The organism is Paenibacillus sp. FSL R5-0527 (genome assembly GCF_038008055.1).
GTDB lineage: Bacteria > Bacillota > Bacilli > Paenibacillales > Paenibacillaceae > Fontibacillus > Fontibacillus macerans.
Window position 1 is genome coordinate 4,061,761 of record NZ_JBBOYI010000001.1, and the last position, 24,382, is coordinate 4,086,142.

At 48.4% G+C, this 24,382-nt stretch carries 23 protein-coding genes; 15 read left to right on the forward strand and 8 right to left on the reverse strand.

Annotated features, from left to right (window positions below; all coding sequences use genetic code 11):
- Positions 1-11: 11 nt before the first annotated feature.
- Positions 12-740: a hypothetical protein gene (locus tag NYE69_RS17810; protein ID WP_340927248.1), complete on the reverse strand. Its 729-nt coding sequence runs from the start codon at positions 738-740 to the stop codon at positions 12-14.
- Between the two features lie 2 nt (positions 741-742).
- Positions 743-1,459, reverse strand: coding sequence for an ABC transporter ATP-binding protein (locus NYE69_RS17815; RefSeq protein WP_340927249.1), 717 nt, complete (start codon positions 1,457-1,459; stop codon positions 743-745).
- 456 nt (positions 1,460-1,915) lie between these two features.
- Between NYE69_RS17815 and NYE69_RS17820 the strand changes: the two genes are divergently transcribed.
- The 3 genes from NYE69_RS17820 (at position 1,916) to NYE69_RS33745 (ending at position 3,004) form a co-directional block, all read left to right on the forward strand.
- Positions 1,916-2,170 (forward strand): hypothetical protein, encoded by a 255-nt coding sequence (locus NYE69_RS17820; protein WP_340927250.1) that lies wholly within the window; start codon positions 1,916-1,918, stop codon positions 2,168-2,170.
- Positions 2,171-2,520: 350 nt separating this feature from the next.
- A complete protein-coding gene (locus NYE69_RS17825) occupies positions 2,521-2,757 on the forward strand; it encodes a hypothetical protein (RefSeq protein ID WP_328272377.1) in 237 nt (78 codons plus the stop codon).
- Entirely contained in the window at positions 2,741-3,004 is a 264-nt protein-coding gene (locus tag NYE69_RS33745; protein ID WP_445744778.1) for a type II toxin-antitoxin system RelE family toxin, read from the forward strand. The genes NYE69_RS17825 and NYE69_RS33745 overlap by 17 nt, the downstream gene beginning before the upstream one ends.
- A 58-nt stretch (positions 3,005-3,062) precedes the next feature.
- On the opposite strand, the gene NYE69_RS17830 is transcribed toward NYE69_RS33745, so the two are convergent.
- Positions 3,063-3,656, reverse strand: coding sequence for a TetR/AcrR family transcriptional regulator (locus NYE69_RS17830; protein ID WP_340927252.1), 594 nt, complete (start codon positions 3,654-3,656; stop codon positions 3,063-3,065).
- Between the two features lie 196 nt (positions 3,657-3,852).
- Between NYE69_RS17830 and NYE69_RS17835 the strand changes: the two genes are divergently transcribed.
- Complete coding sequence (locus tag NYE69_RS17835; RefSeq protein ID WP_340927253.1) at positions 3,853-4,710, forward strand: SDR family oxidoreductase; 858 nt, start codon at positions 3,853-3,855, stop codon at positions 4,708-4,710.
- A gap of 343 nt (positions 4,711-5,053) precedes the next feature.
- On the opposite strand, the gene NYE69_RS17845 is transcribed toward NYE69_RS17835, so the two are convergent.
- On the reverse strand, positions 5,054-5,638 hold the full coding sequence (locus NYE69_RS17845) for a TetR/AcrR family transcriptional regulator (RefSeq protein WP_155621008.1): 585 nt from the start codon (positions 5,636-5,638) through the stop codon (positions 5,054-5,056).
- A 351-nt stretch (positions 5,639-5,989) separates the two neighbouring features.
- On the opposite strand from NYE69_RS17845, the gene NYE69_RS17850 reads away from it, so the two are divergent.
- The 3 genes from NYE69_RS17850 to NYE69_RS17860 all read left to right on the forward strand — a co-directional run bounded on the left by NYE69_RS17850 (position 5,990) and on the right by NYE69_RS17860 (position 8,855).
- The gene (locus NYE69_RS17850) at positions 5,990-6,748 is read left to right on the forward strand and encodes an SDR family oxidoreductase (RefSeq protein WP_340927254.1); all 759 of its coding nucleotides are present in this window, start codon (positions 5,990-5,992) and stop codon (positions 6,746-6,748) included.
- A gap of 24 nt (positions 6,749-6,772) precedes the next feature.
- Entirely contained in the window at positions 6,773-7,687 is a 915-nt protein-coding gene (locus tag NYE69_RS17855; RefSeq protein WP_340927255.1) for an oxidoreductase, read from the forward strand.
- Between the two features lie 175 nt (positions 7,688-7,862).
- Entirely contained in the window at positions 7,863-8,855 is a 993-nt protein-coding gene (locus NYE69_RS17860) for an NADP-dependent oxidoreductase (RefSeq protein ID WP_340927256.1), read from the forward strand.
- Positions 8,856-9,002: 147 nt separating this feature from the next.
- Here the strand turns inward: NYE69_RS17860 and NYE69_RS17865 are convergent, their stop codons facing one another.
- Together NYE69_RS17865 and NYE69_RS17870 are read right to left on the reverse strand one after the other, a co-directional pair.
- Complete coding sequence (locus NYE69_RS17865; protein WP_036623409.1) at positions 9,003-9,323, reverse strand: cupin domain-containing protein; 321 nt, start codon at positions 9,321-9,323, stop codon at positions 9,003-9,005.
- 83 nt (positions 9,324-9,406) lie between these two features.
- A complete protein-coding gene (locus tag NYE69_RS17870) occupies positions 9,407-12,019 on the reverse strand; it encodes a heparinase II/III domain-containing protein (RefSeq protein ID WP_340927258.1) in 2,613 nt (870 codons plus the stop codon).
- Positions 12,020-12,259: 240 nt separating this feature from the next.
- On the opposite strand from NYE69_RS17870, the gene NYE69_RS17875 reads away from it, so the two are divergent.
- The 5 genes from NYE69_RS17875 to NYE69_RS17895 all read left to right on the forward strand — a co-directional run bounded on the left by NYE69_RS17875 (position 12,260) and on the right by NYE69_RS17895 (position 19,519).
- Positions 12,260-13,174 carry a carbohydrate ABC transporter permease gene (locus NYE69_RS17875; RefSeq protein ID WP_340927259.1) on the forward strand — a complete coding sequence of 305 codons (915 nt, stop codon included), beginning with the start codon at positions 12,260-12,262 and terminating at the stop codon, positions 13,172-13,174.
- Between the two features lie 24 nt (positions 13,175-13,198).
- On the forward strand, positions 13,199-14,074 hold the full coding sequence (locus tag NYE69_RS17880; RefSeq protein ID WP_340930433.1) for a carbohydrate ABC transporter permease: 876 nt from the start codon (positions 13,199-13,201) through the stop codon (positions 14,072-14,074).
- Positions 14,075-14,459: 385 nt separating this feature from the next.
- Positions 14,460-16,241 (forward strand): sensor histidine kinase, encoded by a 1,782-nt coding sequence (locus tag NYE69_RS17885; RefSeq protein WP_326043995.1) that lies wholly within the window; start codon positions 14,460-14,462, stop codon positions 16,239-16,241.
- The gene (locus NYE69_RS17890; RefSeq protein ID WP_326043994.1) at positions 16,204-17,826 is read left to right on the forward strand and encodes a response regulator transcription factor; all 1,623 of its coding nucleotides are present in this window, start codon (positions 16,204-16,206) and stop codon (positions 17,824-17,826) included. Before NYE69_RS17885 ends, NYE69_RS17890 begins: the two co-directional genes overlap by 38 nt.
- 301 nt (positions 17,827-18,127) lie before the next feature.
- Positions 18,128-19,519, forward strand: a complete 1,392-nt coding sequence (locus tag NYE69_RS17895) for an ABC transporter substrate-binding protein (protein ID WP_326043993.1) — start codon at positions 18,128-18,130, stop codon at positions 19,517-19,519.
- Between the two features lie 440 nt (positions 19,520-19,959).
- Here the strand turns inward: NYE69_RS17895 and NYE69_RS17900 are convergent, their stop codons facing one another.
- Both NYE69_RS17900 and NYE69_RS17905 read right to left on the reverse strand, forming a co-directional pair.
- Positions 19,960-20,178 carry a helix-turn-helix domain-containing protein gene (locus NYE69_RS17900; protein WP_326043992.1) on the reverse strand — a complete coding sequence of 73 codons (219 nt, stop codon included), beginning with the start codon at positions 20,176-20,178 and terminating at the stop codon, positions 19,960-19,962.
- 347 nt (positions 20,179-20,525) lie between these two features.
- A complete protein-coding gene (locus NYE69_RS17905; RefSeq protein ID WP_082207799.1) occupies positions 20,526-20,744 on the reverse strand; it encodes a helix-turn-helix domain-containing protein in 219 nt (72 codons plus the stop codon).
- Positions 20,745-20,894: 150 nt separating this feature from the next.
- On the opposite strand from NYE69_RS17905, the gene NYE69_RS17910 reads away from it, so the two are divergent.
- The 3 genes from NYE69_RS17910 to NYE69_RS17920 all read left to right on the forward strand — a co-directional run bounded on the left by NYE69_RS17910 (position 20,895) and on the right by NYE69_RS17920 (position 23,735).
- Positions 20,895-21,182 carry a DUF6809 family protein gene (locus tag NYE69_RS17910; RefSeq protein WP_326043991.1) on the forward strand — a complete coding sequence of 96 codons (288 nt, stop codon included), beginning with the start codon at positions 20,895-20,897 and terminating at the stop codon, positions 21,180-21,182.
- Positions 21,183-21,488: 306 nt separating this feature from the next.
- Entirely contained in the window at positions 21,489-22,742 is a 1,254-nt protein-coding gene (locus NYE69_RS17915; protein WP_326043990.1) for a hypothetical protein, read from the forward strand.
- 228 nt (positions 22,743-22,970) lie between these two features.
- Complete coding sequence (locus NYE69_RS17920; RefSeq protein ID WP_326043989.1) at positions 22,971-23,735, forward strand: hypothetical protein; 765 nt, start codon at positions 22,971-22,973, stop codon at positions 23,733-23,735.
- Positions 23,736-24,382: the final 647 nt, after the last annotated feature.

Here is a 24,382-nt window from a genome sequence, read left to right on the forward strand (position 1 = left end):
TCAATTGAAAGCTACTGTTTATATGACAAGATAACGATTTCATTGTTCAGCTTATTAGACAGATACATGCGTACGGATGCACAAATCATCGCCAGAACAAGCAGGGTGCTGCCGGTAAACCATACAATTGTGTCGCCATTGGGAATGAAACCAAGTTTCTTAATTAAAGCAGCAGGAAGCGTAGCGGCAAAAATAAACAAAAACGAACTGACCGAAAGATAGGTGCGGATCCGCTCCGGAGATTTAGAAAGCATGGAAATTAAGGTCAATGTACTGGTAGCGAGATAAGTAAAGAGAAGGTATGTTGCCGCAAACCAAACAAAAGACACATCTTGGAACAAATGAAGCAGCACAGTCTCGTGGCGGGCAATAGCGTAACCTGCCATAAGGATGTCAAGCAAAAGGATGGGGCCGATGTTTAAACTATAGGTGGAGCGGCTGTATATGCCGGTAAGCCGGCGAACATCCACTTGGTTGGCCAGGTAATATTCACAGCGCCCCGAGCTTTTTTCCGAAATCACAATCAGACTGATGGTCAGCATATTCAAAAAGAAATAGATGGAGACATTCAACATCAAAAAAACATAGACAACGATAAACTCCATCAGGCCGGTGTTCGTTTTCAGAATTTGCAGCATGGAATTTAACGGTACAATCAACATGATGTTGAGCATGACCAGGTAGGATGGACTTTTTAGGATATCTCTGAAATTGAGCTTATTGATCGGGTGAATGCCCATTATTAGTTCCCCTCCAGCACAGCAAAAAATCTGTTCTCCAGGTCTCCATTGAACTCCTGATTATTGATAGTTTCCACGACGGTACCGCCGTTCAAAATCGTAATCCAGTCGCTGATCTTTTGAACCTCGGCCAGATCGTGCGAGGTAAGGATGATCGTACGGCCTTCTTCCTTCAGTTGGCTCAACACGCTGCGCATCACCCGTCTGGATTCGGGATCAACGCCGGAGGTCAACTCATCCAGCATCAGAATCGGTGTATTTCTAAGCAATGTAATCAGTAGGGAGAGCTTTCTTTTCATACCCTTTGAGTAGGCAGCAACCTTATTGTCGAGCGCTGAGTCTAATTGCAGTATGGCGGAGTAACGTTGCAGCGACGCAGAAATTTGTGCTGGGTCAAGTGAAAAATAGATGCCCAAATCGCGAATGTTCTCTCGTCCGGTTTTGGTTTCGAATAGATAGTCGTTCTCCAGCAGCACCGCAATTTGATGCTCATCATTAGCATAACGGATTGTACCTTCATCCAAGGTCAACAACCCGTTCATCAGGCGAAGCAGCGTAGTTTTGCCCGCTCCGTTTGGACCAATGATTGAGTATGTACTGTTGCAGGGAACAGCCAAAGATACGTTATTAATGATCCTTCTCTGATTCAAAGTTTTGCCCGCTCCGGATACTAGAACAGCGTATCTTTCAATAGCCGAGGCACTTTGTGGGTATACCATTTGCATTCCGCTCCCAATTCCTTTGATTTGATAATCCCCCTAAACAGACAATTACCACAAAAGAATTTGTTGGTGCAATGAATATGTTCATTAGAATTGCTCTTTGGACATTCAGTAGTTTGTAAAGTAATAAATAATAACTCAACTTTCACAGCAAAAAATAGGCAAACAAGCGTCACAAATCGACGCCAGGTAAGAGGGCAGTCTAAAGGGTTCGTGTCTTGGTGTTCCTGCCTGTTGCTTGCCTTTGCACGATTATCCCATTTGTTCAGGGAGCTGGGATCAGGGGGGGGATGCTTGAGCATGGGTTCCAAAAAAAGAGAGAAGAAAAAGAGAGGGGGAAAATGAGGCGGTTCAGGTGAGATTTTCGGCTTGATAAGGGAACGTACGTTTGATATAACAAAGTGAATAGAACTCACGTTCGTAAATTCTTGATTTGGGGGGGGCGAGCGGCACATGGAGGTCAATGCGGGAACGGAACTTCAACCATTCACCAGCCGTTATAACAGCGAGCAGGCCTGCATGTCTAAATTATCTCGAACCTATCTGCTTTTCCACCAAATATTTTCTTCTCCCGAGCTTGTCTATTTCTCTGCTATCTGTTCAAATGGGATAATCGTGCAAAGTCTCCGGACAGCGAGTATTGATCTGCCGCGCACCCCAAGAAAAGAATACTTTAATTCACTTGGCAGTTGTTTTAGCTCGGGCTGATGGTCTAAAACAATGAAAGACACCTCTTCTAGCTCAAGGACTCAAGCTGATTTTTGCTCTGCGAAAGTTGAGTAATAAATTTTCGGCAGAAGTAAATTATAACTAAAGAGGTTTGATATAATAGTTAGGGAACTTTATTCATTAAGATCCTGGAGAGTTTCTGAAGGGGGTATGAAATAGAAAAGAATATAGAACATGAATTACGAAATTAAATTTCTTCTACCAAAAAATCGGATTCTATATTATGAATGCAAGGAGCAAAAAATTAATTTATCCCTTTAAAATATGTTATCATCAATGTATAGCCTTGATTTTCATTGGTTACATTCGTAGTGAAAGGGGTTGTTGAAATGGCTGTATCCAAGAAAGATCTTGCTAATTTAATTCAACAATTACCAGATAAAGATATCCCGCTCGTAGCTGATTTCTTAAAGCGTCTCATAAGTAATCCCCTTGATGCCCATATCCCCTACGATGATGAAGAATTAACAGAAGATGACCTAAAGGCAATTGAACAAGCAGAACTGGAATTCAAACAGGGGAAAACAATTCGCCTCAAGGATCTTGATCATGAATTACGAAATTGAGTTAAGTACAGAATCAGCAAAGTACCTTCGCAAGCTTGACAAACCAACAAGAATAAGGATCTTAAATCACTTAAACATACTCGCTGAGAATCCCAGGCATCATGAACTTGATATAAAAAAGTTGCAAGGCAAAACGAACCTTTACCGTTTAAGAGTAGGGACTTGTCGCATTCTCTATAGTATTAAAGAATATCTTTTAGTTGTATATGTCGTAACAATTGGTTCACGCGGCGATGTATATAAATGACCCATACAAGTCACTTTGTATGGGTCATTTTTTGTAGTTTCATCAATTAGGCGTGTCTTTAGCTGGTTGTTTGCTCCCAAAAAGGGGCCAAATTGACCCATAGAACCTCAATGACTTCGTCAAACATCGTTTCCACTGAGCGATCTTGAGGGTTCCGGCTCCACTGTAAAGCCGATCCGAATATGCCCCAACTGATAACGAGCGCCATAGCTTCCAATTTTTCTTGCGAAAAGCCCTGTGTGTCCACTTCATTTACCCGTTTTAGCAGGAGCCGATGAAGATCCTGATGCATGGCATTTTCAAACATCGCTTCAAACGGCTTGTCTCCCGGCGTACTATTTTGTTGAAACCGCAAAAGAAAATCGAATATGGTTTGAATAAGGATTCGCAGATTTTCCGCATTGCACCTTGTTTCTTCCGGCAGTTTATCCCTTATAGTCATTTGGAATTTTTCCGTCATCCAATATTCAAGAAAATCATACTTATCCTGAAAATGCGCATAAAATGTTGTTCGATTTACGGTTGCTTGATTCGTGATATCATGCACAGAAATGGAATAGATGTTTCTCTTTTTCCCAACCAAATCGTTAAAAGCCTGCACGAATAATTGACGGGTTCTTTTAACACGAGGATCCTCGGGATTTACCGACATTTTACCCCCTCCTTCTCTTGAACTCAATAACAGACAAAATGGAAGAAATGTTGGGAACACAACAAAAACAGCTTTTTGCAGGTTGTTCGCATGGGCTCAATCCTTTTATCCTTTACTTACGATTATGATTGCACAAACAAAGTCGTATGACAAGAAACTCTTTATCTGATCTGCGACCGAAAGGATGAGTGTAGAAATGATTGTTGTTACAGGGGCGAATGGAAAATTAGGCCGGAAGGTCGTAGAGGAACTTCTCAAGCGTGTTCCTGCCGGGGATATTGGTGTAAGTGTCCGTGATGTGAACAAGGCACAGGATCTAAAAGAACGCGGAGTTCGTGTTCGGGAAGGAAGTTTCGATGATTCCGAAAGTCTTCTTCACACTTTTGAGGAAGCGTCTCAGGTTCTCATTGTCTCGTCCCACTCCTTGGGAGAAGTTGCTGTTCGTCACCATCAAACCGCAATCGACGCGGCAAAGAAAGCTGGTGTTAGCCGACTGCTGTACACTAGCCAAATGTTTTCATCTGCAACGTCACATTTTTCTCCCATGAACGTTCATGCCGCTACAGAAGAGATGCTAAAATCTTCAGGAATGGCTTTTACGTCGCTGCGAAACGGCTTTTATGCCGCATCAGCGATCATGTGGATGGGTGATGCCTTGAAAACAGGGCAATTGATTGCTCCGGAAGATGGTCCTGTTGCCTGGACCACTCATTCCAACCTGGCTGAAGCCACAGCGGTCATCCTGACAGAGCAGAGATATGAAGGTATAACTCCTAACCTTACGGCTTCCGAAGCGATTAACATGGATAGCATCGCATCGATTGCTTCCAAGGTCTTGGATCGGCCGATTCGGCGAATCGTCGTGTCGGATGATGAATATCGGAAACACTTGATGTCCCGAGGACTGCCGGAAGTGATGGTCGACATGCTTACGGGTATGTTTCAGGCAAGCCGCCAGGGAGATTTCTCGCAAACTAATCCCGCTTTGGAAAACCTGATTGGCAGATCACCAGTGAATTTTACGGATTTTTTCAAAGACTCGATTGCTCAATAACACTTTTGAAAAAAAGTTATGAACGCAAGCATGAAATTGGTAAGTAAACGCTGTTGTAACCGGACGAGGCGGCTATCCAGATCTGGAGTTGAACGAGCCAATGAAGAGTTTGAACGTCTATCCTAGCATAAGAACTAAGAAGTATCGCCCGGGCCAAGTATCATCGGTCCCGGGCGTTTTTCGTTTAAATGGAAACCTATGGCTTCACCAAATCCTCGCGAATCGGCGTAAAGACGTCAAGCAGGGCGGAGTTTTCCTCCAGTGCGGTAACGCCATGTTTCGCGTTTCCGGGGATATTGATCGTATCTCCGGCTTTGATCGGGTATTCCCGGCTATCAATGTATTACCCTATTACGGGGGCTAAACCAGCAGCAACGACCTCCAAAACATCTCGCGCCCTGTCTTCCGCCGGTCTATCTTGCGGATGTCTGCTCCACTCGACGGCCGATCCAAATATGCCCCAGCTTGCTATCAGGGCGGTAGTCTCCACCGTCTCTCGTGAAACGGATGGTTCCGATTGTTCGCTTAACCAGGTAAATAATAGGTCATATAGTTCCTTTTGCATCACGATCTCAAACAGCGTTTCATACTGACGATCGGCAAAAGTCATATACGGACGAGTACAGAAAAGAAAATCGAAAACGATTAAAATAAGCGTCCGCAGGCTCCCTATATCGGATAAAGCAGCATTAGGCAGTTCATCCTTTAGCTTCTTTTGAAATTTATCTCTCATCCAGCTCTCCAGAAATGCGAATTTGTCTTCAAAATGCGCATAGAACGTGGAGCGGTTTACGGTCGCGTAGGACGTAATATCTTGTACGGTAATAGAAGAGACATTCTTCTTCCTCTGTTCAAGCAATTCCATAAAAGCTTGCATCAACAGTTGACGTGTCCGTTTCACACGTGGATCGTTTGTATTAGTGGGCATGTTACGCTTCTCCCTCTCCCTCAGGTTAATTGGTTAGCGTGCGTTTTAGGAAAGCTAAAAGACAACAAATAAGTTCATGTGTTGTATAAGCCACAAATGCGCTTGTTTACTGGTTGTACAGCCTAAACCGCTAAGCTAAGATTAGCACAGACAGTGCAGATTTTACTACACTGTCGGGTCAATCGCCCGTCAAAAGTAATACAAGAAAACTAGAAAGAATGGGTTCTGTGAAAGCAGTAAATACCCATTATGGTGCTTGTTTGTACAATTTACCTACGGGCTTCTTATCCATCAATTGACCGTTAGTTTAGCAAGATTATATACCGGATAAACCAAGGGAGGAAGAAGAAAATGGAAAACAATCCAATAAGTAAATACGCAGGCAAGAAAGTAGTGATCACGGGAGGCAACAGCGGGCTCGGCCTCGCGACAGCAAAGCTGCTGGCGGATGAAGGAGCACGCGTTCTGATCACCGGCCGTTCCCAGGCTAAGCTTGACTCAGCTCTTGAACAACTTGGCAACAACGCGGTCGCAGTGCAAAGCGACGCCGCTTCGTTAACGGAGATCGACGAGTTGGCCGACCGGGTAAAGGCCGAGTTCGGAACGATCGATGCCCTGTTCGTAAACGCCGGCATCACGCGCTTTGTCCCCTTCGAGTCGATGACCGAGGAAGTGTACGATGAGTTACTTACAGTCAACGCCAAAGGTCCGTATTTCACCGTACAGAAACTGACCCCGTTGCTAAACGCAGGCAGTGGCGTGGTGCTCACCACCTCTATCGCGAACGTAGTGGGTATCCCCATGATCAGTGCGTACGCGTCCAGTAAAGCAGCGCTGCGCTCCATGACTCGCAGTCTGGCCCGCGAGCTGTTGCCGCGGAAGATTCGCGTCAACGCGGTCAGCCCCGGCCCCATCGACACCGGCATTATGGACAAGTCGATGCCGAAGGAAGCTGCAGAACAGACCAAGGAACAGATGAGACAGCAGATCCCAATGCTGCGATTGGGTGACCCCCTCGAGGTGGCCAAAGCAGTCGCATTCCTTGCGTTCGACGCGACTTACACAACCGGAGCCGAGTTCCCCGTCGACGGAGGCGGCTCTCAGATCTAAGTTCGGGAGGAAGGACGAAACCACATGACAACACCATGGACAGAAGACCATATGCCAGATCAGACCGGACGAGTGGCCATTGTAACCGGATCTAACAGCGGGATTGGTTGGGAAGCGGCACGGGCGCTAGCCAACAAAGGGGCGACGGTCATTATGGCCTGCCGCAGTATCGCCAAAGCCAACCTTGCCGCGGACCAGATTAAAGCACTTAAGCCGTCGGGCAAGGTCGTAGGAATGGCGCTCGATCTGGGCGATCTGGCGAGCGTCCGCGCTTTTGCGGCGGCCTTTCGCCAGGACTACCGGCGGCTTGATCTCCTGATCAACAACGGCGGCGTGGCGAAGCCGCCTTACGGGAAGACAGCGCAGGGCTTCGAGCAGCAATTTGGAATCAATCACCTGGGGCACTTTGCGCTGACCGGTTTGCTGCTGGATCGGCTCGAAGCGACACCGGGGGCACGCATTGTGACGGTAAGCAGTTTGTCGCATCGGTCGGGAATCATTCACTTTGACGACCTGAACTTGGAGCGGAATTACAAGCCGGCGCGCGCCTATGCTCAGAGCAAGCTGGCGAATCTACTGTTCACCTACGAGTTGCAGCGCCGGCTTGTTGCGGCAGGCCAATCAACGCTGGCAGTAGCTGTGCATCCAGGCTGGACAGCGACCAATGCGCTGCGGCATTCCAGCATGATGCGACGCCTGAATCCGCTTTTCGCGCAGACCTCGAAAATGGGTGTCTTGCCGACCCTTTATGCGGCCACTGCGTCAGACGTCCGAGGTGGAGATTACTTTGGGCCAAGCAGTCTCGAATTACGCGGCTACCCCAAGAAGGTCGAATCGAGTGCGCGCTCGCATGACGAAGCGGTCGCGCGGCGGTTGTGGACGGTTTCCGAGGAGCTGACACAAGTGAAGTATGCGCTCGCACCGGCCCCCCGTATTTGATGAAGATTTACCGTGAAGAAGGTTTCCTGATTTCGATCATAAGGCCAACATACGGTTAGTTAGGCCTTTACCTTTGAACGGAATTTATGAACGGCCTTCATGCATCAATCCCTAGAAACACCGTTTGAATTGATGTAAAAACATTATTTCCCAAACCAAAATGGAGGTTATCGAATTGGAGAATTTAGATACGTCGAGCAAAGATGTGAACTATCAAGCATCCAGCCCTGCTACTATGCGGACGATTCGCTTCCACGACTACGGCGAACCGGCCGAAGTCCTGCGCATGGAACAGGTCGCGGTCCCTGGCCCAGGCCCGGGAAGCATTCGCGTGACGGTGCGAGCTTGCGGGCTGAATCCGGTTGACTGGGCCATATGCAAAGGGCTATTTCCCGGTAATCTGCCCCGCGGTATCGGGCTGGAACTGTCCGGGATTGTGGAGGCGGTCGGTGAGGACGTCACCGATGTCGTTATCGGTGACGCCGTCCTGGGCACCACCGACTTTGTCGGCGCCCCGAGCGCCGGCGCGTCGGATCGGGCGATCCTGGACCATTGGGTCCGCATCCCTGCAGGACTCGAGTTCGTGCAAGCTGCGGCGCTTCCGATGGCGGTCACCATTGCATACAACCACCTTAAAGCACTAGGTGTTAAGCCGGGCCACACCCTGCTGGTGCACGGAGCAGGCACAATGATGGGCTTCGCTGCCGTCCAGATCGCCCTCATGCGCGGCGCCAGCGTGATCGCTACCGCCGGTAGCACTTACGCCGACCGGCTCCGTTCGCTGGGAGCGGCAGTGACTTCGTACGGTGACGGAATGGTTGAGCGGGTAACCGAGCTCGCCGGACAGCCGGTGGACCTGGTCCTGGACACTGCACCGGTCAGCGGCATAATACCCGATCTTATCCGGATTGCCGGTGGTGATCCCCGCCGTGTTCTAACCATCAGCGACTTCGCCGCAGCGGCCGAACTCGGCGTCCGTGCCAGCACCGGAGCAGACCAGACCTTCCGATATGATGTTCTCGGCGAGTTCGCCCAGTACGCCGCAGACGGCAAGTTCACCGTTCCGGTCGCCCAGACTTTCGCCCTCGAGGACTGGCGTAGAGCACTCGACATCAGCCAGAGCGGACACGCCCGCGGCAAACTGATCCTCCTGCCTGCCGGCGACTGATGTAGAGACTTGCTCTTCCGCGAGCGGGTCCTGCACGGTGGTCCGGTGTGACGTATGTCGTAACAATTGGTTCACGAGGCGATGTATATAAATGCCCCATACAAGTCACTTTGTATGGGGCATTTTCGTAGTTCGTTCAATAAAATTCTATTTCTTCACCAAATCCTCGCGAATCGGCGTAAAGACGTCCAGCAGGGCGGAGTCTTCCTCCAACGCGGTAACGCCATGTTTCGCGTTTCCGGGGATATTTATCGTATCTCCGGCCCCAATGCAGTATTCCCGGCCATCGATGCGAAAGATAAAGCTTCCGCGTAGGCAATAGCTCATTTGCTGGTGGGGATGGCTGTGCTCGTAACCTTCGGCCCCTTTGGCGAAATGCACTTCCATCATCATCAGACTGTCCTCGGCTCTTAAAATGCAGCGTTTCACGCCCGGTTCGGCATTTTCCCATACTCCAATATTGCTCATAGATTTAATTCCTCCCGTATTTATAAAAATTGAACTAATGTGTGCAGAAAAGGGACAGACATGTGAAATGTTCCCTTTTCGTATCAAGCGGATTGCGGCAGCAGGACGCAAAGGCGGTTGGCTTCGATTTGTAGCGATTGTCCGCTAAGTTCGCCGCCGTTTCCGCTATTCGCTTGATTCTGCCCGCCCAGTAATCTCAATGATCCCAAGGCTGCTAGATTTAAAGTTTGCGTTCGATTCGACCCATTCACTACAACGATAAACCATGCCCCGTCGGGTTTGGTGATTTTGTAGCAGCGCACTTGCAGGGGCAGGTTACCTAAATCAATAGCTTCGATGTGAGCGCTCGGTTCCCCTTCTTCATGGGGATGCAGCAGCACCAAATAATCATCGCTTGCACGGCCGTACACCTTAAAATGCTGCTGCACCGGTAGAGGGTAGTTGCCGGCAACGGCGCCTTGATCCGTTACGATCACAGGCCGCTTCGGTTCGGCGATGACGGCGCTTAAGCGCATTCCGCCCAGACAATACGCGTCGATGTGCTGTTCCCCGATGTCCGCATCGGTGCTCAGCGTGTGCAGGTTCCATACGCGTCCCGCCTCGCCGTCAATGCGGTCCCAGACAAGGTAAACCTCCAATCCGGCCTTGATAAAAGCGAAATGCCGATGATATTCGCGAATGTTCGGATCGGGGATCTTGCTTTGGACATAATCCAGGTCCGCGGAGAATACGACCTGCTCACATTGGCTGCGCAGCGGAACTTCCTCCCACTCGCCCGCAGGGCCGGCAAACTGCACGACATTGTGGGCGGCGCTGGATACGTACCAATGCCTGTCGCCATTGTAGTAGCCGCCGGTTCCCGAATCGAGCGTCAAAGCCACCTGGTTGCTCCAGATCGAGAAATGCCCTTCATCGTGATGGGCATGGTACGTAAGCGGCGAAGCCTCGTAAATCGCATAATGTTCATATCGATTCGGGCCCTGCGGATTGCGGAAGATCACATAGCCCATCCCGGGGTAATGAATCGAACCTAACTCGGGAGCTTCTTCCGGCAAATCCGGCTGTGGAAACAGCAGGGCCGCAAGCGGGTAGGGGAAAGCCCCGGTATCCCGGACGGGCGCACCACCGCGCCGCCAAGCCCAAATCATTTCTTGGGCCAACTTGGGGTCATTCTCCACGAAAGAAGCAGCCGCATATCCCAACAGCCGGAACCAGTGCTCCTGCACATTGGCATCACCCACTGCGGGCGTCAGCATGACGGCGGGGCTGCCCAGCCCGGCTTGAATCCGATCCGCGGGTACGGCCGTTCCGATCAAAAAGCGGTACATGCCTTTGATTTTCTCGTGCTTAAAATAATCGGCTCCCTTGATCCGCTTCAGCAGGACGAAAAATAGAAAATAACGATGGAGCACCGCGCCATGGTAGCGGATATTTTCCGGCCAGGCCCCGCAATCGTCCACGACGTGTTCGAGCTGCCAATCCACCACCGACAAGGCGTGCTCCAAATATTCCAACGCCTTCGGCTCCTGCGGGAACAACAGGGCATACACTCCCAGGCCTGTGGCCCGGTCCGCGTTCCAGTTGCTTCTCATCCCGCCTTTTTCGTCCGGGAATTCCGCAAGGTCGTAGCGGTAATACCCCGTATCCATCATCAAATTGGCGATGTAGCGGAAAAACGCCAACAACAACGCTTCCTCGTCCGGGCCAAACACGCCGGAAGGGGCGATTTGACGATAGATGACCGCGAGCACGGCCAAACCTCTGCCGATATGGACCGCTCCATAAATATCATCGTCATGCCAACCCGTGGCTTTAAAAATCTCCATGCCAAGGATTATATCGCACAGCATGTACAGCAATTTTTGCTTGCAGCGCTCGGCGCTGGCGAGATCGCCTTCTACCATAAACCGGTTGGCGTCTGCTCCGGCCGCTTCCAGGAAGTAAGCCCAAGGGCTTGGCGTGGCCCGGTTGAAGGGAGGCGAACAAAGGGAAGTTTCGCGCACCAGAGGACCTTCGTGCCCCAGAGGACCTTCCCGCTCCAGCGGACCTTCGTCTCCCTGAAAACGAACTTCCGTATAAACGCCAACCGTTAAGGGAGCTTCCAAACTCAGCGTAATTTGAATGCTGTAGTGCTCGCCGGCCTGCACGGGAATCGGCGTGCCGTAATACAGCACGGTGTCCGCATCCGTAACGGCATTCTTGATGCAAACGCACTGTGCTTTTGCCGCAGTGTCCACGCCGCTGGCCGTCGTGACCCCGGAAGGCTGTAACGCCGCTGCGCCAAAGGGCAGGGGGAGCAGCCGAAGCTCATTACCTTCCGCCACCTCTGCATTCCATTGGGCTAAATCCTGCGCAAAGTTCGCGTTCCCCAGCTCCACGGGCAGCCCGCGCTGGGAATGTGTGAGTCTCATGTCGCTGATGCGGGCGATCCCTTTTCCGGCGATATGAATGGATATAAGCGCATGCCGAACTCCCTTAGGCACTTTAAACACAAACGGATACGTACGAAAATTGGCTTGCTCCTCAAGCGGAGCGGTCATGGCCTGGGCGGCATAACGCTCTGACAGCTCTTTTTGCCGCAGATACTCCTGCTGCAGTGCGGAATTCTCCCTGATGCGGTTCCGCACGGCCTTCAGTTCATCCGCATCGTACAAGCCGTAAGAGGCTGCTGCCCCCTCGCCGTTGATAGGCTTCATCGTCCTCGTCAACCTCCTGAAAGTTGAACTTTGAATGATATGGGGATAGTGCTAATTCAATGATGATCATCTCTCGTCTTAATTCTAATTGAATATAGGCCGCTGCCGGGATGGAGAATCAAGCGAAAGGCAGGGGACAAATCGACTGAAAAGTGATTTTCCCCCCTTAACAAAGTGGGTTTCTCCCTAACCGCTTCCGTTTGCGGGCTTTTATCTTAGGATTAAGAAAGGCAACGCTTGATGACAGGAGGAAAAACAGTGAACAACGCAAAACGCCAAATCCATGCCTGGACGTTCGTCGCGCCGAGTTTGATTTTGACGCTGGTGTTTGGGGTGTACCCGATTTTTTGGGCGCTTAAGTACATGTTTTACGATTATCAGGGGTACGGTGAACCTTTGTTTATCGGGCTGGATAACTTCGCGAGGTTGATGCGCGATAAGGAGTTTTGGCAGTCGGTCGTCAATACGCTCGTGTATGCTGGCGGGAAACTGCTGGTGACGATTCCTTTGTCTTTTGTGCTGGCGGTGATTTTGAACCGGGCGTTCGCGGGCAGGCAGCTCTTGCGGGCGGTATATTTTCTGCCCACCATTGTAAGTGCTTCCGTGATGGCGATCGTATTCTACGTCGTATTCAACTCCTACAACGGGACGATCAATCAGATGCTGCTGGCCTCCGGCATCATTTCGGCCCCCATCGACTGGCTGGGCCCGAAATACGCCTTGCTGACCTCGATTATCATCGCGATCTGGGGAGCGATCGGCAACTATATGCTGCTGTTCCTGGCCGGGCTGCAAAATATCCCCGAAGACCTGTATGAAGCCGCTTCGCTGGACGGGGCGGGACCGATCCGCAAAATGTGGAGCATTACCGTGCCGATGCTTGGACCGGTGCTGCAAATGATCATTATGCTGGCGATCACCGTTTCGCTGAAAGGGTACGAGAGCATCATGGTGCTGACGGAAGGCGGGCCGTACGGCAAGACCAATGTCATGTACCTCTACCTGTATAAATTGTTTTTCCCGGTATCGAGCGGGGGAACCAGCGCCCAGCAGTTCGGATACGGCAGTGCGGTCGGTTTTGCTACGGCGGTCATTGTCGGGGTGATCACATTGCTATATTTCCGTCTATCGAAAAAACTGAACGAAATCTACTGACAGAGAGGAGTCTGGCCGATGAATATGATAGAGGCGTCCAAGGCCGCACCAAGAAAAAAAGCCATCCCATGGCGCAAGGCAACATCAAGCACATTATTATGGGTATTTCTCTTGATCGTCGCCGTATTCACTTTATTTCCGATTCTGCTTGCTTTCTTCGGATCTTTGAAGTCGAATCTGGAACTGACCACGGGTTCCACCTTGCTGCCAAAAGAATGGAAATTCAGCAATTACGCGCAGGCCTGGGAGGTCGCCAATTTCGCCCGGTTTACCTGGAACAGCGTGTTTACCAGCTTTTTTACGACGGTTGGCACGCTGCTGATCGGGACCATGGCTGCCTATGCCGTGGCGAGAATCGATTTTATCGGGAAAAAATTTTATGTGCTGCTGCAATCCTGCACACTGTTTATTTCCATCGGCGCGGTAGTGCTGCGGCCGCAATTCGATCTGATGGTGGCGCTGCACCTGCAAAAATCGCTTTGGGGCGTGATCATCTTGCTGATCAGCGCCCATGCCACGGTCTTTTTTATGCTGATCGGGTTTGTGCGCGCCATTCCGAAGGAATTGGACGAGGCCGCTTACATTGACGGTTGTAATTTTTACAGCACGTATTACCGGATCGTTCTGCCTTTGCTGGCCCCGGCGTTGGGCGTGGCCGGACTTTGGAGTTTCCGCGGGGCGTGGAACGAATATATTTTGCCTTTAGTGTTTACGATGACCCAGCCCGAATTGCAAACCTTGACGGTGGGGCTGGCCAGTCTGAAATACGGCGTGGGCGACGCCGCGCAGCCGCAGCTGATGCTGGCCGGCGCCTGCCTGTCCATCCTGCCGATGCTGATGGTGTACGTGTTCGCCAATAAATCGTTTATGCAAATGACGGCGGGTTCGGTGAAGGGCTGACCGGGCGGGCCGGCGGCCATGGATGTTGAACTAGAGACCGGGTCGGAGAAAGGCAAGTGGGCGCTACTGTTGGTGTTGCATTAAAGTTAACAAGATGTACCTGTTTCCGTTCTAACGGTTGCCACAGCGGCTATTTGCGTGAGCAACGCCGATTTCAAATTCTAACGGTTGCAATGGCGCTTGTTTCGCTAAAACCCAGCTATTATGCTCAGATTAAGGCAATTAACAACGCTCACAACCGTTAAAATCTAGAAAGGGTCTTTTTTCGCAAAATAGCGGCTGCTGCAACCGTTAGATTCCTGCAGGGCGCGGGCCCCCATTCCGGTACCATTAGTTGTTCAACTTTTATCATGGCGGGCAGACATTACGAGGGAGCGTGACGGCATTGAAATCCTGGATCTACCGGACTTCGCTGCAAAAAAGGATATGGATCTCTTTTGCCGTGCTGACGGTGCTTTGTATCGCGGTGACGGGCTTATGTTCCTACTTGATCGCAGCCCGCGCGATGGAGCGCAATTCGGTGGAGCTGAACCACAGCGTGCTCAATCAGTCCGTGAACGTGCTGGATCAGAAGCTGAAGCAGATCGTCGTGGCTTCGTCCACGATGACCCTAAGCGAAACTTACAAACAAACAATTCGCGATATCCAGGCTGACAACCGCAGCCGGTATTTCGCGAATTTTTCGCTGCTTCAAGGCCCTTTTACGCAAGCCGAGCTGACGGAAAACTCGATCGACTCGATCCTGATCACCACGCCCGGCGGCGACTTCTATTCCAGCGGCAAAATCCGCAAAGCAGGTGTGCCATTTACCTCCACCGCCATTTACCAGCGGATCAAAGAACATCCCGATACCCGGTGGATCGAAAGCCATGAGGACGAGCTGTTTACCGGCAACCACCGCGTCGTCACTTTGGTTTTGCAACCGCTAACAGAAAGTTATGTCCCCGATGTGTTCCTGATCGTCAACGTGGACGAGAAGATGCTGGGCCGGGTGGTCCGGGAAGGGCTGAACCCGGGTGCGGCGCATTTTTTGCTGATCAACACCGCCGGGGCCAGCGTGCTCGGAGACCAGGAACGGCCGGAATGGACACGTTCGTCGGAATTCATCAATCAACTACGGGAAAATAAGGCCGGGAACTTCGAATATAAAAGTTCGGAAGGCACGATGCTGGTCAGTTACGCTTCCTCCGCGTTTGCCACGGACTGGATTTTGGTCAGCTATTTGTCCAAAACGGATCTGCTCGGCCCCGTGCTCCAGATCAAGTGGCTGGTGCTGGCGATCATGGCCTGCTGCATCCTGATGGCGCTGCTGCTGGCCCGCTTCTTGTCGAGGCTGCTGCTCTTCCCGCTGCTCAAATTGCAAAAAACGATGAAACGGGTGGAGCAGGAGGATTTGCAGGCGCGCTTCGTAAGTCCGTTCCAGGATGAAATCGGCGAAGCCGGACGGAAGTTCAATCAGATGCTTGACCGCATCGGGCAGCTCATCAGCGAAGTGAAGGAGACGGAGAAAGAGAAGCGGAAGGCGGAAATTAAAGCGCTGCAGGCGCAAATCGATCCGCATTTTTTATATAACACGTTAAATACGATTTTCTGGAAGTGCGAGATGGACGAATACGAGGATGTGAAGGAGATGGTGCTTTCGTTATCCGCGTTGTTCAAGTTGGGGCTCAACCAGGGGCAGGAAATTACGACCTTGGGCCGGGAGCTGGAGCATGCCCGCCAATATTTGAACCTGCAGCAGCAATGTTACGAGGAATTGTTCCAATACGCCATCCATGCGCCGCCCGAACTGCTAAACTTACCCGTTTTAAAAATCATCATTCAGCCGCTCGTGGAAAACTCCATCCTGCACGGTTTGCAGGACAAGCGGGACTCCGGGATGATCCGGATCGCGGTGGAGGCGAGGGGCGGCAGCTTAATTATCACGGTTACGGACAACGGGGTTGGATTTGATGCCGAGCATATGAACGAGAAACTGCAGCACCCTACGGACGGCAAAGGGTATGCGTTATCCAATATTTGCAACCGATTGAATCTGTACTACGGCAAGGAGGCCGGGCTGCGCTTTGCCAGCCGCCCCGAGGAAACGATGGCCGTCATTACCATTCCATTGGAAAGCGGGATAAGCGATGAATCGAAACGAACCGATGAAAATCTGTATTATTGACGATATTCCGGCGGTCGTGCGCGGACTGTCCACACGGATTCCCTGGGAGGAGCACGGCCTAACGGTCGCGGCTACAGCCGCCAACGGCCAAGAGGGGCTGGAGTGCCTGCGCCGGGTCCGCCCCGACATCGTGCTGACGGATATCCGCATGCCGCTGATGGACGGGCTGGAGATGATGCGGACGATTTTGCCGGAGCTGCCGGAGGTCAAAGTGATCTTTTTTACCGCGTATACCGACTTTGCCTATGCCCAGGAAGCGGTCAAATTGGGCGCGTTCGATTTCATCGTCAAGCCCTTTACCCCCGTGAGCGTGCTGGATGTGGTGCTGAAAGCGAAGGAAGCGCTGGAGCGGGAGCGGAGCAAAACCGAGTACATGCAGGGCATGGAGCGGAAGTTAAGGGAAAGTCTGCCCTATCTGCGCCAGGAGTTTATGCGTCTGCTCATCCGTTACGGCACCCGGCAGCAGAGCCAGAGCCGGCAGTGGGATTTTTACGGGATCACGATGGAGCCAAGCGGCTTCTGGGTGATGGTGGCGGAGATGGACGGGTTTTCGCAGCGGACGGCGGATCTGCCGGTGAACGAGGTGGAGCTGATCCGGTTTGCTGTGCAGAATATTTTGGAGGAGACTGTCTCTTCCTATACCAGGGGCATTGTGTTCCGCGAAAATATCAACCAATTCGTCATCGTCGCCAATCCGGCGGCCTCCCTGGATGCCGGGCAGCTGGCGGAGAAATGCCGCGAAAATGTCGGCAAACATACCTATTACACCGTGTCGATCGGCTTGGGCGGCGAAGTGCAGGAGACGGCGCAGTTGTCCGCTGCGTACGCGCAAGCGCTGGCCGCGCTGGCTAACACCTTTTTGTCCGGCGGCAACAGCGTGTATCTGTACGGGGAAGGGGATGCCCGGGGCGCGGCCTGGCCGCAGTATTCCTATGACAAGGAGAAGGAGCTGTTGTTTTGCTTGCGTTCGGCGAATGTGGACAAGGCGGAGGAGCAGCTCCACAGCATCTGGGAGGAATGGATTGCGGCCAGCAAGCATCCGAACCCAGCGCTTTTACAAACGTTATGCCTGGAGCTAGCGCATTCGATGCACCGGGTGTTTGCGGAAAAAGGTTCGGCCGAGGAGATTCAGGAGCTGGAGAGCAAGCTGGCGGAGATGAACAAAGCGGCCACGTTTGAAGCACTGTGCGGCTTGATCCGGGATTTTTGCCGGCAGGGCTGCGCCCAACTGCGGAAGCGGCAGGTGAGCGAATCACGGCTGCTGGTCGAGCGGGGCGTCGCCTACATTCAGAACCATCTGCAGCAAAATCTGTCCGTGGCGGACTGCGCCAAAGCGGTGCACTTGAGCCCGAGCTATTTTTCCAACTTGTTCAAAAAAGAAATGGGCGTCACCTTGGCCCAGTATATTACCCATTGCCGGATGGAGAAAGCGAAGGAACTGGTGCTGGAGGGGATGCAGGTGCAGGATATCGCCGGATCGCTGGGCTATGAGGATCGTCCGTATTTTACCGAATTGTTCAAAAAGCACACCGGGATGACGCCAACGGAGTTTCGGATGAAATATGCGGCGTGCGCAGCGGAGTAAAAGTGCAAGTTCAAAAAGTCGGGTTTCCAGGACCGAGAAGGTTGGATGAAGCTAGGGACTGAGTAGCGGAGCGTAGATAGATCTACGTGAGCAACGGAAGGCCCGGCTGAATTCAAGATTCGACGCCGGATTCACTCCTTGAACTGCTTCGTCTTGGGAAGAAGACTTTTTGAACAACCTCTAAAAGAGTGGTTTTCTCTCCCTTGAATAGTTGTTTCTTCCTTCACGAGATGGGCGGACGTTGATTTATATTTTTATTGAGAAATGAATGCGATTACATATCTTAAAGGGGGAAATTTGTATGAGACGCAAAAAGTGGTTCGTATCCGGACTGGCCTTGCTGATGGCGGGAGCCTTGGCGGCCTGTTCATCGGGGGGCGAGAAGGCGGATCCAGACGCGAACGCCGGGGCCGAAGGAAGCAAGACGAAGCTCACGTATTGGACGATCGACCGTCACGATACCGATTTTATCGAGCAAAAAATCAAAGAATACGAGGAGCAAAATCCGGATGTCGACATTGAAATGAAGGTGATGGCGGATAACTACGTGCAGTCGGTGGAAATCGCTTTTGCCAGCAACCAGGCGCCGGACATTTTGCGGGTGGACACGGGGAATGTGCCGACCTGGGTGAAGCGCGGCTACCTGGAATCGTTTGATGAGTACATCTCGCCGGAAATGAAGGAGAACTTCAAAAACGTCCTGATCGAAGAGAAAAATAGGGTCGGCGGAAAAATCTACACGCTGCCGAATATCGGCCAATTCTGGAGACTGATCTATAACGTTGATCTTTTTGAAAAAGCGGGGATCGCCGGGCCGCCGACGACGATTGCGGAAATGGTCGAGGACGCCAAAAAGATCACGGAAGCGGGCAAGGATACCGGCGCTTACGGGTTTGCCGGCAACTTCAAGAGCGCCAGCGGCTTTGAGCGGATCGCTTATCCGATCATGTCGCTGAGCACGAACACGGGCAACGAGGGCTTCAACTTCCAAACCGGACAGTTCGATTTTACCGTGTATAAAGAAGTGCTGCAGGCCTTGCATCAAATCAAAGCGGACGGCAGCATGCTGCCCGGCTCCGAGTCGCTCGATATCGACCCGCTGCGCGCCCAGTTCGCGCAAGGCAAGATCGGCATGTACTTCAATCATTCGGTGGAGCCAAGCGTGTACAAGACGCAGTTCCCGACGGAAATCCGCTGGGCCGCAGCCATGCCGCCAACGCTCGACGGCCAGCAAAACGGAGCCGACCAAGTCATCGCCGGCAGCTACTTGGCCATGAGCAAAAATTCCGAGCATAAAGAAGAAGCCTGGAAATTTATCGAATGGATGTACAGCGACGACGTGCAGGTCGCTTACCAGGAAGGCGGATACGGCGTTTCCGTCATCCCGTCCGTGGCGGCCAAAGCCAAAGCCCCGGACATCGCCGGGATCGAAAACTTTCTGCCGACCTCGCTGGACGGCATCTACCCCGCCACCCCACTGGTCGCCACCGAAGGCCGCGTCGAAGGCACCAAAAAAGTCGACGTCTTCAACAAATTCATCTTCGACGGCCAGGACCTGGACAAAGTGTTGAGCGATTTGAACGCCCGCTACAATGCCGCGCTTGAGAAGGCTAAAGCAGCAGGGGATACCACGATCGAAGCAGATTCGGGATTTAATGCGGCGAATTTGCAGGGGTCGTTGGTGGAGAAGTAGGAGAGGGAATACGAAGGCAAGCCCATTGTACACATTTTGGGCTTGTCTTTTTTCGTATAATCAAAGGCGCTTCGCTTATTCGGCAACTGCTTTTCTTCTCAATATGTGAATCAGATAATCCACAACAAGCCCCACGAATAAGAAGCTTCCAAAGTGTATTAAATAAGCCGGAAAACGAAGGGGGATTAAAGCACTATTCGTCATCCATTTTGTATTACCGGCACCGACAATCCAACTTGTGAAAGGCTCGGTGAACTTAATGGAATCGATTAGTGGATTGAATCTTATCAATAGGATATTGGCTAGGCCGCTTCCTAAGTAGTCGCTTAAGCATATTAGGATGCTTATGATAGAGAGCCAAAAGGTTGGTCGTTTTAATAGGGACATGGGGATTACCGCTCTATTGTAATCATCAATCCTAACACTTCTGCCCCCCAGGGCTATTTTCCATTGGGACGCTTAGAGATATTTGTCTGACCAAGAATGTAGTCAATACTTACGTTGTAAAATTCGGATAACTTAATCAACACAGAGCTTGGCACATCCAAGTTCCCGCTTTCGTATCGGGAATAAGTTGCTTGAGAGATGTTCAGATAATCTGCCAATTGTTGTTGCGTCATATCCCTGTCTTCACGCAAATCGCGTATTCTCTTGTACATCGTTCATCACCCAAGCTAAGTTTAAATTATGCGAAAACTGCATATTGAGTTTCATGCATTTTTCGCATAAAATTGATTTATACGGAAAGTGTTGGCTGTTTTTTAGGTTTTTAATGACACTGTTCACAATTCTTAAAGGAGGAGAGTGGAATGAAAAGTATTCTTAATAGAGTCGATTACGGAATGAATCTTATCAATAGGATATTGGCCAGGCTGCTCCCTAAGTAGTCGCTTAGGCATATCAAGATGTTTATGATAGAAAGCCAAAGGGTGGTTCTTTTTAATAGAGACATGGGGATCATCCCTCTATTGTAATCATCGATCCTTACACTTTTTGCCGCCGAGGGCTATTTTCCATTGGGTCGTTTGGAGATATTCGTCTGACCCAGAATGTAGTCAATGCTTACGTTGTAAAATTCGGATAACTTAATCAACACGGAGCTTGGCACATCCAAGTTCCCGCTTTCGTATCGGGAATAAGTTGCTTGAGAGATGTTCAGATAATCTGCCAATTGTTGTTGTGTCAAATCCCGGTCTTCACGCAAATCGCGTATTCTCTTGTACATCATTCATCACCCAAGCAAAGTTTAAATTATGCGAAAACTGCATATTGAGTTTTATGCATTTTTCGCATAAAATTGATTTATACGGAAAGTGTTGGCTGCTTTTTAGGTTTTTAACGGTACTGTTCACAATTCTTAAAGGAGGAGAGTGGAATGAAAAGTATTTTGGAGGAACTTTACAAAGGAAACCTTAACCCTGAATCGCGAACGGTCCCCACAGATCCCGAATATCGTTCGCTCAATGGAGAAATTTCTGATTTGATGTTGGAAGTCAAACAAAGATTTTCGGAGAACGACTTCAGAGCCCTTGAGGAAATCTTGGACTTGAACGGTGATACTAGTTCCATGCTCACAAGCACCGCTTTTGTCCAGGGGTTTAGGATGGGGGCTTTGATGATGGTAGAGGTGTTTTGTGGGGAGGGGAAGGGTTTGAGGAAGTGAAATTTATGGGAGATTTAGGAGATTGCTATAAAATCAGGCGATTTTATGTGCTTGCAGTTATTTGATTAAATAAAAATTATCTAATACTCTCGCTATTTATTTTAGCGGGAGTTTTTTATTTTCGAGTAAAATATATTTGTTCGTCATTTTATTACATATTATAGTAGAATAAAATTATAGTTCAAACGGACTATTTCTATTGAAAACAAGTTCATATGTTCACTTGTATTCTGTGAGTTCACGAACTTTGTGAATATGATGTTGGGCGAAATGGTCAAATAATATAATTATTAGGAGGAATATTCTATGGAAGTCACACAATTCAAGGAAATATTAAGTTTTTTATTTGTAAATAGTGAGTTCATTGAAGAAAACGGTAGCTGTATTTTTAGACATAGACACATAGAATTACAATTTAATGAAGAGCATATAAAAATGTTACTAAATGAATTAGAACAACACAAACAAAAAGAAAATACCTTACTATTTTCCAACACTTATTTCGAAACGCTTGTAAGTATCGAGAACCAACGATTTTCTCCTAGAATGATGGACAAATATCTGTCTATTGAAGATAAACAAAATAAGATTGTTTATGAAATAAGTAAGGCTTCTGATAAATACATTTTATTTTTATTGAATGTTCTATTTGAGCATGGATTAATAAAGGAATTCAAAAGAAGGTCCATGATGTTTAACCCCGTTCTTCAAGAAAGAGCCTCAGGCTGTGAAGATCTATTTGATTATCTTAGAATGGTTTTCAGAATGATTTATACCTTAAAAATAAGTACCGAGGATAATCGGAATTTGCTTGAGTTTGAACAACTTAGCAATTCTTATCTATTTCACATGGCATATAACTTCGATATTTCAATAATAGAGACAAAACTCCTCGAAGAATTTGTTAGTACTGAAAGATTAGAAAGAGTCAGGAGAAATAACGATGTAATTGATCCGCCAAGACGGAAGTATATGTCTGATTTGGTTCATCATTATCAGATGGCTGTATCTACTGAAAGTCCGTATTTGAAATTTATATCCTATTATCATATAATGGAACATTTTTTTGAGAAAATTTATAACGAAGAACTTGTTCGTTTGGTTCAGAATGAAGTATCAAATCCAAGTTTCTCAATTAAACGTGAGAATGATATAAAGAAGGTAATAAAATTAATAACCAAAAAAATACAAAGTAGGAAAGAGGAGTTTTCAATAAATGAAAAAGAAGCCCTTGAACTTACCTTAAGCAAATTTATAGATATCGATGCCCTTAAAAGTAAGTTACATGAATATGATAATACTTTATTGGATTTCTATAAAAACAATGAAGTCGTTTTCTCAGGAGGGATGAAAGTTGATTTTGAAGATAGCCAGGAAAAAGAGGTCGTTAAGAAGATTGCAAGTAGAATATATGCGACAAGAAATTCCATTGTACATAGTAAAGACAATGAAAAATTGAAATACACCCCATTTAAGCACGATAAATTCTTAATAAAAGAAATACCGCTATTAAGATTCATTGCAGAAGAAATCATACTGTCAAATTCTCAATTATTATAGTGCTTTTAGCAACTCATGGAAGTGGCCACTTCACCTAACATCATATTCACGCATCGCAGCCTTTGGGCTGTTCGGTATTCACGAGGTATTTCGAGGGAGTTGATCTTTGGATCCTGCGAACCTACCAGCGTCGCGGCTACCCTGTTGGAGCTTAAAGTTCTCGGGTTCGTGAATACGAGAGACGTTAGGTGAAATCAGGTATATATAAAAGGAGAATAAAAAAAAGACATGCGAAAACACATCACTTGGCTTATTCCTATATTATACATAGTAGTTCTTTTATTACTTGGTTTAGTACAGACATGGCTTCCAAAAGCTCAACCTTGGATTGAAGTAACTAAGATAGGTTTATCATGGCAAGTTCTTCTTATAGTTTTTCTCTCATCAATTATTTATTTGTTCGAGGAGCCAATGAGAGTCTTTTTGTATAAGATAAAAGGCATACAGACAGACAAGTTAAAAATAGACACACAACAAGAACAAGACATTAATAGTATACCAGTTGATACAGTAAATAAATTTATGTTGCATAGAGATTCTGAATGGCAAAGATCTTTTGATGAAGTTGCAGCAATTGCTCAATCTGTAATTAATGAAAAGGAAGAAATAGCAGAGGAATTATCTACGTACATTAAAAATCTCCAAGAGAAAATAAATGTAGTTGAATATGAAAGAATAAAATGGCAATTCAAATATGCAGATCGTTATCTTGTTGGTAGAACTAAGTTGATTCTTAAGATAATTAGCCTTTCTAGTTCAATTACTCCAGATATAGTATGGCAGAACTACGAAAAAATATTAAACACTATTGAAGAACGAGATGCTGTTTTCAACGCTTTAATAGAGATGAATTTTATTGAACAGCAATTAAATGAGTACTATGTAACTCAATCAGGTGAATTATATATTGGATTTTTAGAGGAAGTCTATAAAGTAGACTGGAATGTTTTAATAGATGTATTAGTTAAGCCAAGTAGAACTGACTTCACCTAACACTGTAATCACGCGACGGGCGTTAGTCCTCAGTTTGCCAGAAACTATTTAGACAACCCTGCACCACCTAAACCGGCCCTTTGGATCTTCAGATTTTTATTCAAAATTTGTTTAGATAGATTAATATCATTAGAAGCGAAAGTTGCTCATTTTGCATATATATGGAACAGTATTTGACTGACATATGGTTTGTTGTAGTTTTCTGAAGGGAATTATATACCTTAATGGCAGCTAAACATATAAGCGGTGATCTTTTCCGTATTTTTTATGCATGCCGTCTAGAAATTCGATAACCCCTTGGCTCCATAAAAAAGAAAGCCTCACTCAAATTTATGAGTGAGACTTTCTTTTTTAATATCCCATTGTGAAGTTTAGCGAAGAAATAGTATGCACTACACAGCGTAGTGAGGAGGGGAAGGTTTATGGTCGAAAAATGGTAGTATTTTTTACTATCCTGGAAAAAGTAAAGCCCCCCATTTTTCTTCGCTAAAGTACGCGGCGGCCGTCATTTACAAGAATATAACCGTTAGATATAGCAAATTCAATTAGTTTGATGCTGTTGCTGTTGGATTAAACTAATAGCTCATCTTCCCACCTCTTCTTGCACTGGAATAAAAAGAAGTAATCACCAATAGTAATAAATTAAA

Excerpts from the sequence above, each read along its gene's own strand:
- NYE69_RS17810 (WP_340927248.1), bottom strand. The coding sequence starts at position 740 with ATGGGCATTCACCCGATCAATAAGCTCAATTTCAGAGATATCCTAAAA.
- NYE69_RS17815 (WP_340927249.1), bottom strand. The coding sequence starts at position 1,459 with ATGGTATACCCACAAAGTGCCTCGGCTATTGAAAGATACGCTGTTCTA.
- NYE69_RS17820 (WP_340927250.1), top strand. The coding sequence starts at position 1,916 with ATGGAGGTCAATGCGGGAACGGAACTTCAACCATTCACCAGCCGTTAT.
- NYE69_RS17825 (WP_328272377.1), top strand. The coding sequence starts at position 2,521 with ATGGCTGTATCCAAGAAAGATCTTGCTAATTTAATTCAACAATTACCA.
- NYE69_RS33745 (WP_445744778.1), top strand. The coding sequence starts at position 2,741 with ATGAATTACGAAATTGAGTTAAGTACAGAATCAGCAAAGTACCTTCGC.
- NYE69_RS17830 (WP_340927252.1), bottom strand. The coding sequence starts at position 3,656 with ATGTCGGTAAATCCCGAGGATCCTCGTGTTAAAAGAACCCGTCAATTA.
- NYE69_RS17835 (WP_340927253.1), top strand. The coding sequence starts at position 3,853 with ATGATTGTTGTTACAGGGGCGAATGGAAAATTAGGCCGGAAGGTCGTA.
- NYE69_RS17845 (WP_155621008.1), bottom strand. The coding sequence starts at position 5,638 with ATGCCCACTAATACAAACGATCCACGTGTGAAACGGACACGTCAACTG.
- NYE69_RS17850 (WP_340927254.1), top strand. The coding sequence starts at position 5,990 with ATGGAAAACAATCCAATAAGTAAATACGCAGGCAAGAAAGTAGTGATC.
- NYE69_RS17855 (WP_340927255.1), top strand. The coding sequence starts at position 6,773 with ATGACAACACCATGGACAGAAGACCATATGCCAGATCAGACCGGACGA.
- NYE69_RS17865 (WP_036623409.1), bottom strand. The coding sequence starts at position 9,323 with ATGAGCAATATTGGAGTATGGGAAAATGCCGAACCGGGCGTGAAACGC.
- NYE69_RS17870 (WP_340927258.1), bottom strand. The coding sequence starts at position 12,019 with ATGAAGCCTATCAACGGCGAGGGGGCAGCAGCCTCTTACGGCTTGTAC.
- NYE69_RS17875 (WP_340927259.1), top strand. The coding sequence starts at position 12,260 with ATGACAGGAGGAAAAACAGTGAACAACGCAAAACGCCAAATCCATGCC.
- NYE69_RS17880 (WP_340930433.1), top strand. The coding sequence starts at position 13,199 with ATGATAGAGGCGTCCAAGGCCGCACCAAGAAAAAAAGCCATCCCATGG.
- NYE69_RS17890 (WP_326043994.1), top strand. The coding sequence starts at position 16,204 with ATGAATCGAAACGAACCGATGAAAATCTGTATTATTGACGATATTCCG.
- NYE69_RS17895 (WP_326043993.1), top strand. The coding sequence starts at position 18,128 with ATGAGACGCAAAAAGTGGTTCGTATCCGGACTGGCCTTGCTGATGGCG.
- NYE69_RS17900 (WP_326043992.1), bottom strand. The coding sequence starts at position 20,178 with ATGTACAAGAGAATACGCGATTTGCGTGAAGACAGGGATATGACGCAA.
- NYE69_RS17905 (WP_082207799.1), bottom strand. The coding sequence starts at position 20,744 with ATGTACAAGAGAATACGCGATTTGCGTGAAGACCGGGATTTGACACAA.
- NYE69_RS17910 (WP_326043991.1), top strand. The coding sequence starts at position 20,895 with ATGAAAAGTATTTTGGAGGAACTTTACAAAGGAAACCTTAACCCTGAA.
- NYE69_RS17915 (WP_326043990.1), top strand. The coding sequence starts at position 21,489 with ATGGAAGTCACACAATTCAAGGAAATATTAAGTTTTTTATTTGTAAAT.
- NYE69_RS17920 (WP_326043989.1), top strand. The coding sequence starts at position 22,971 with ATGCGAAAACACATCACTTGGCTTATTCCTATATTATACATAGTAGTT.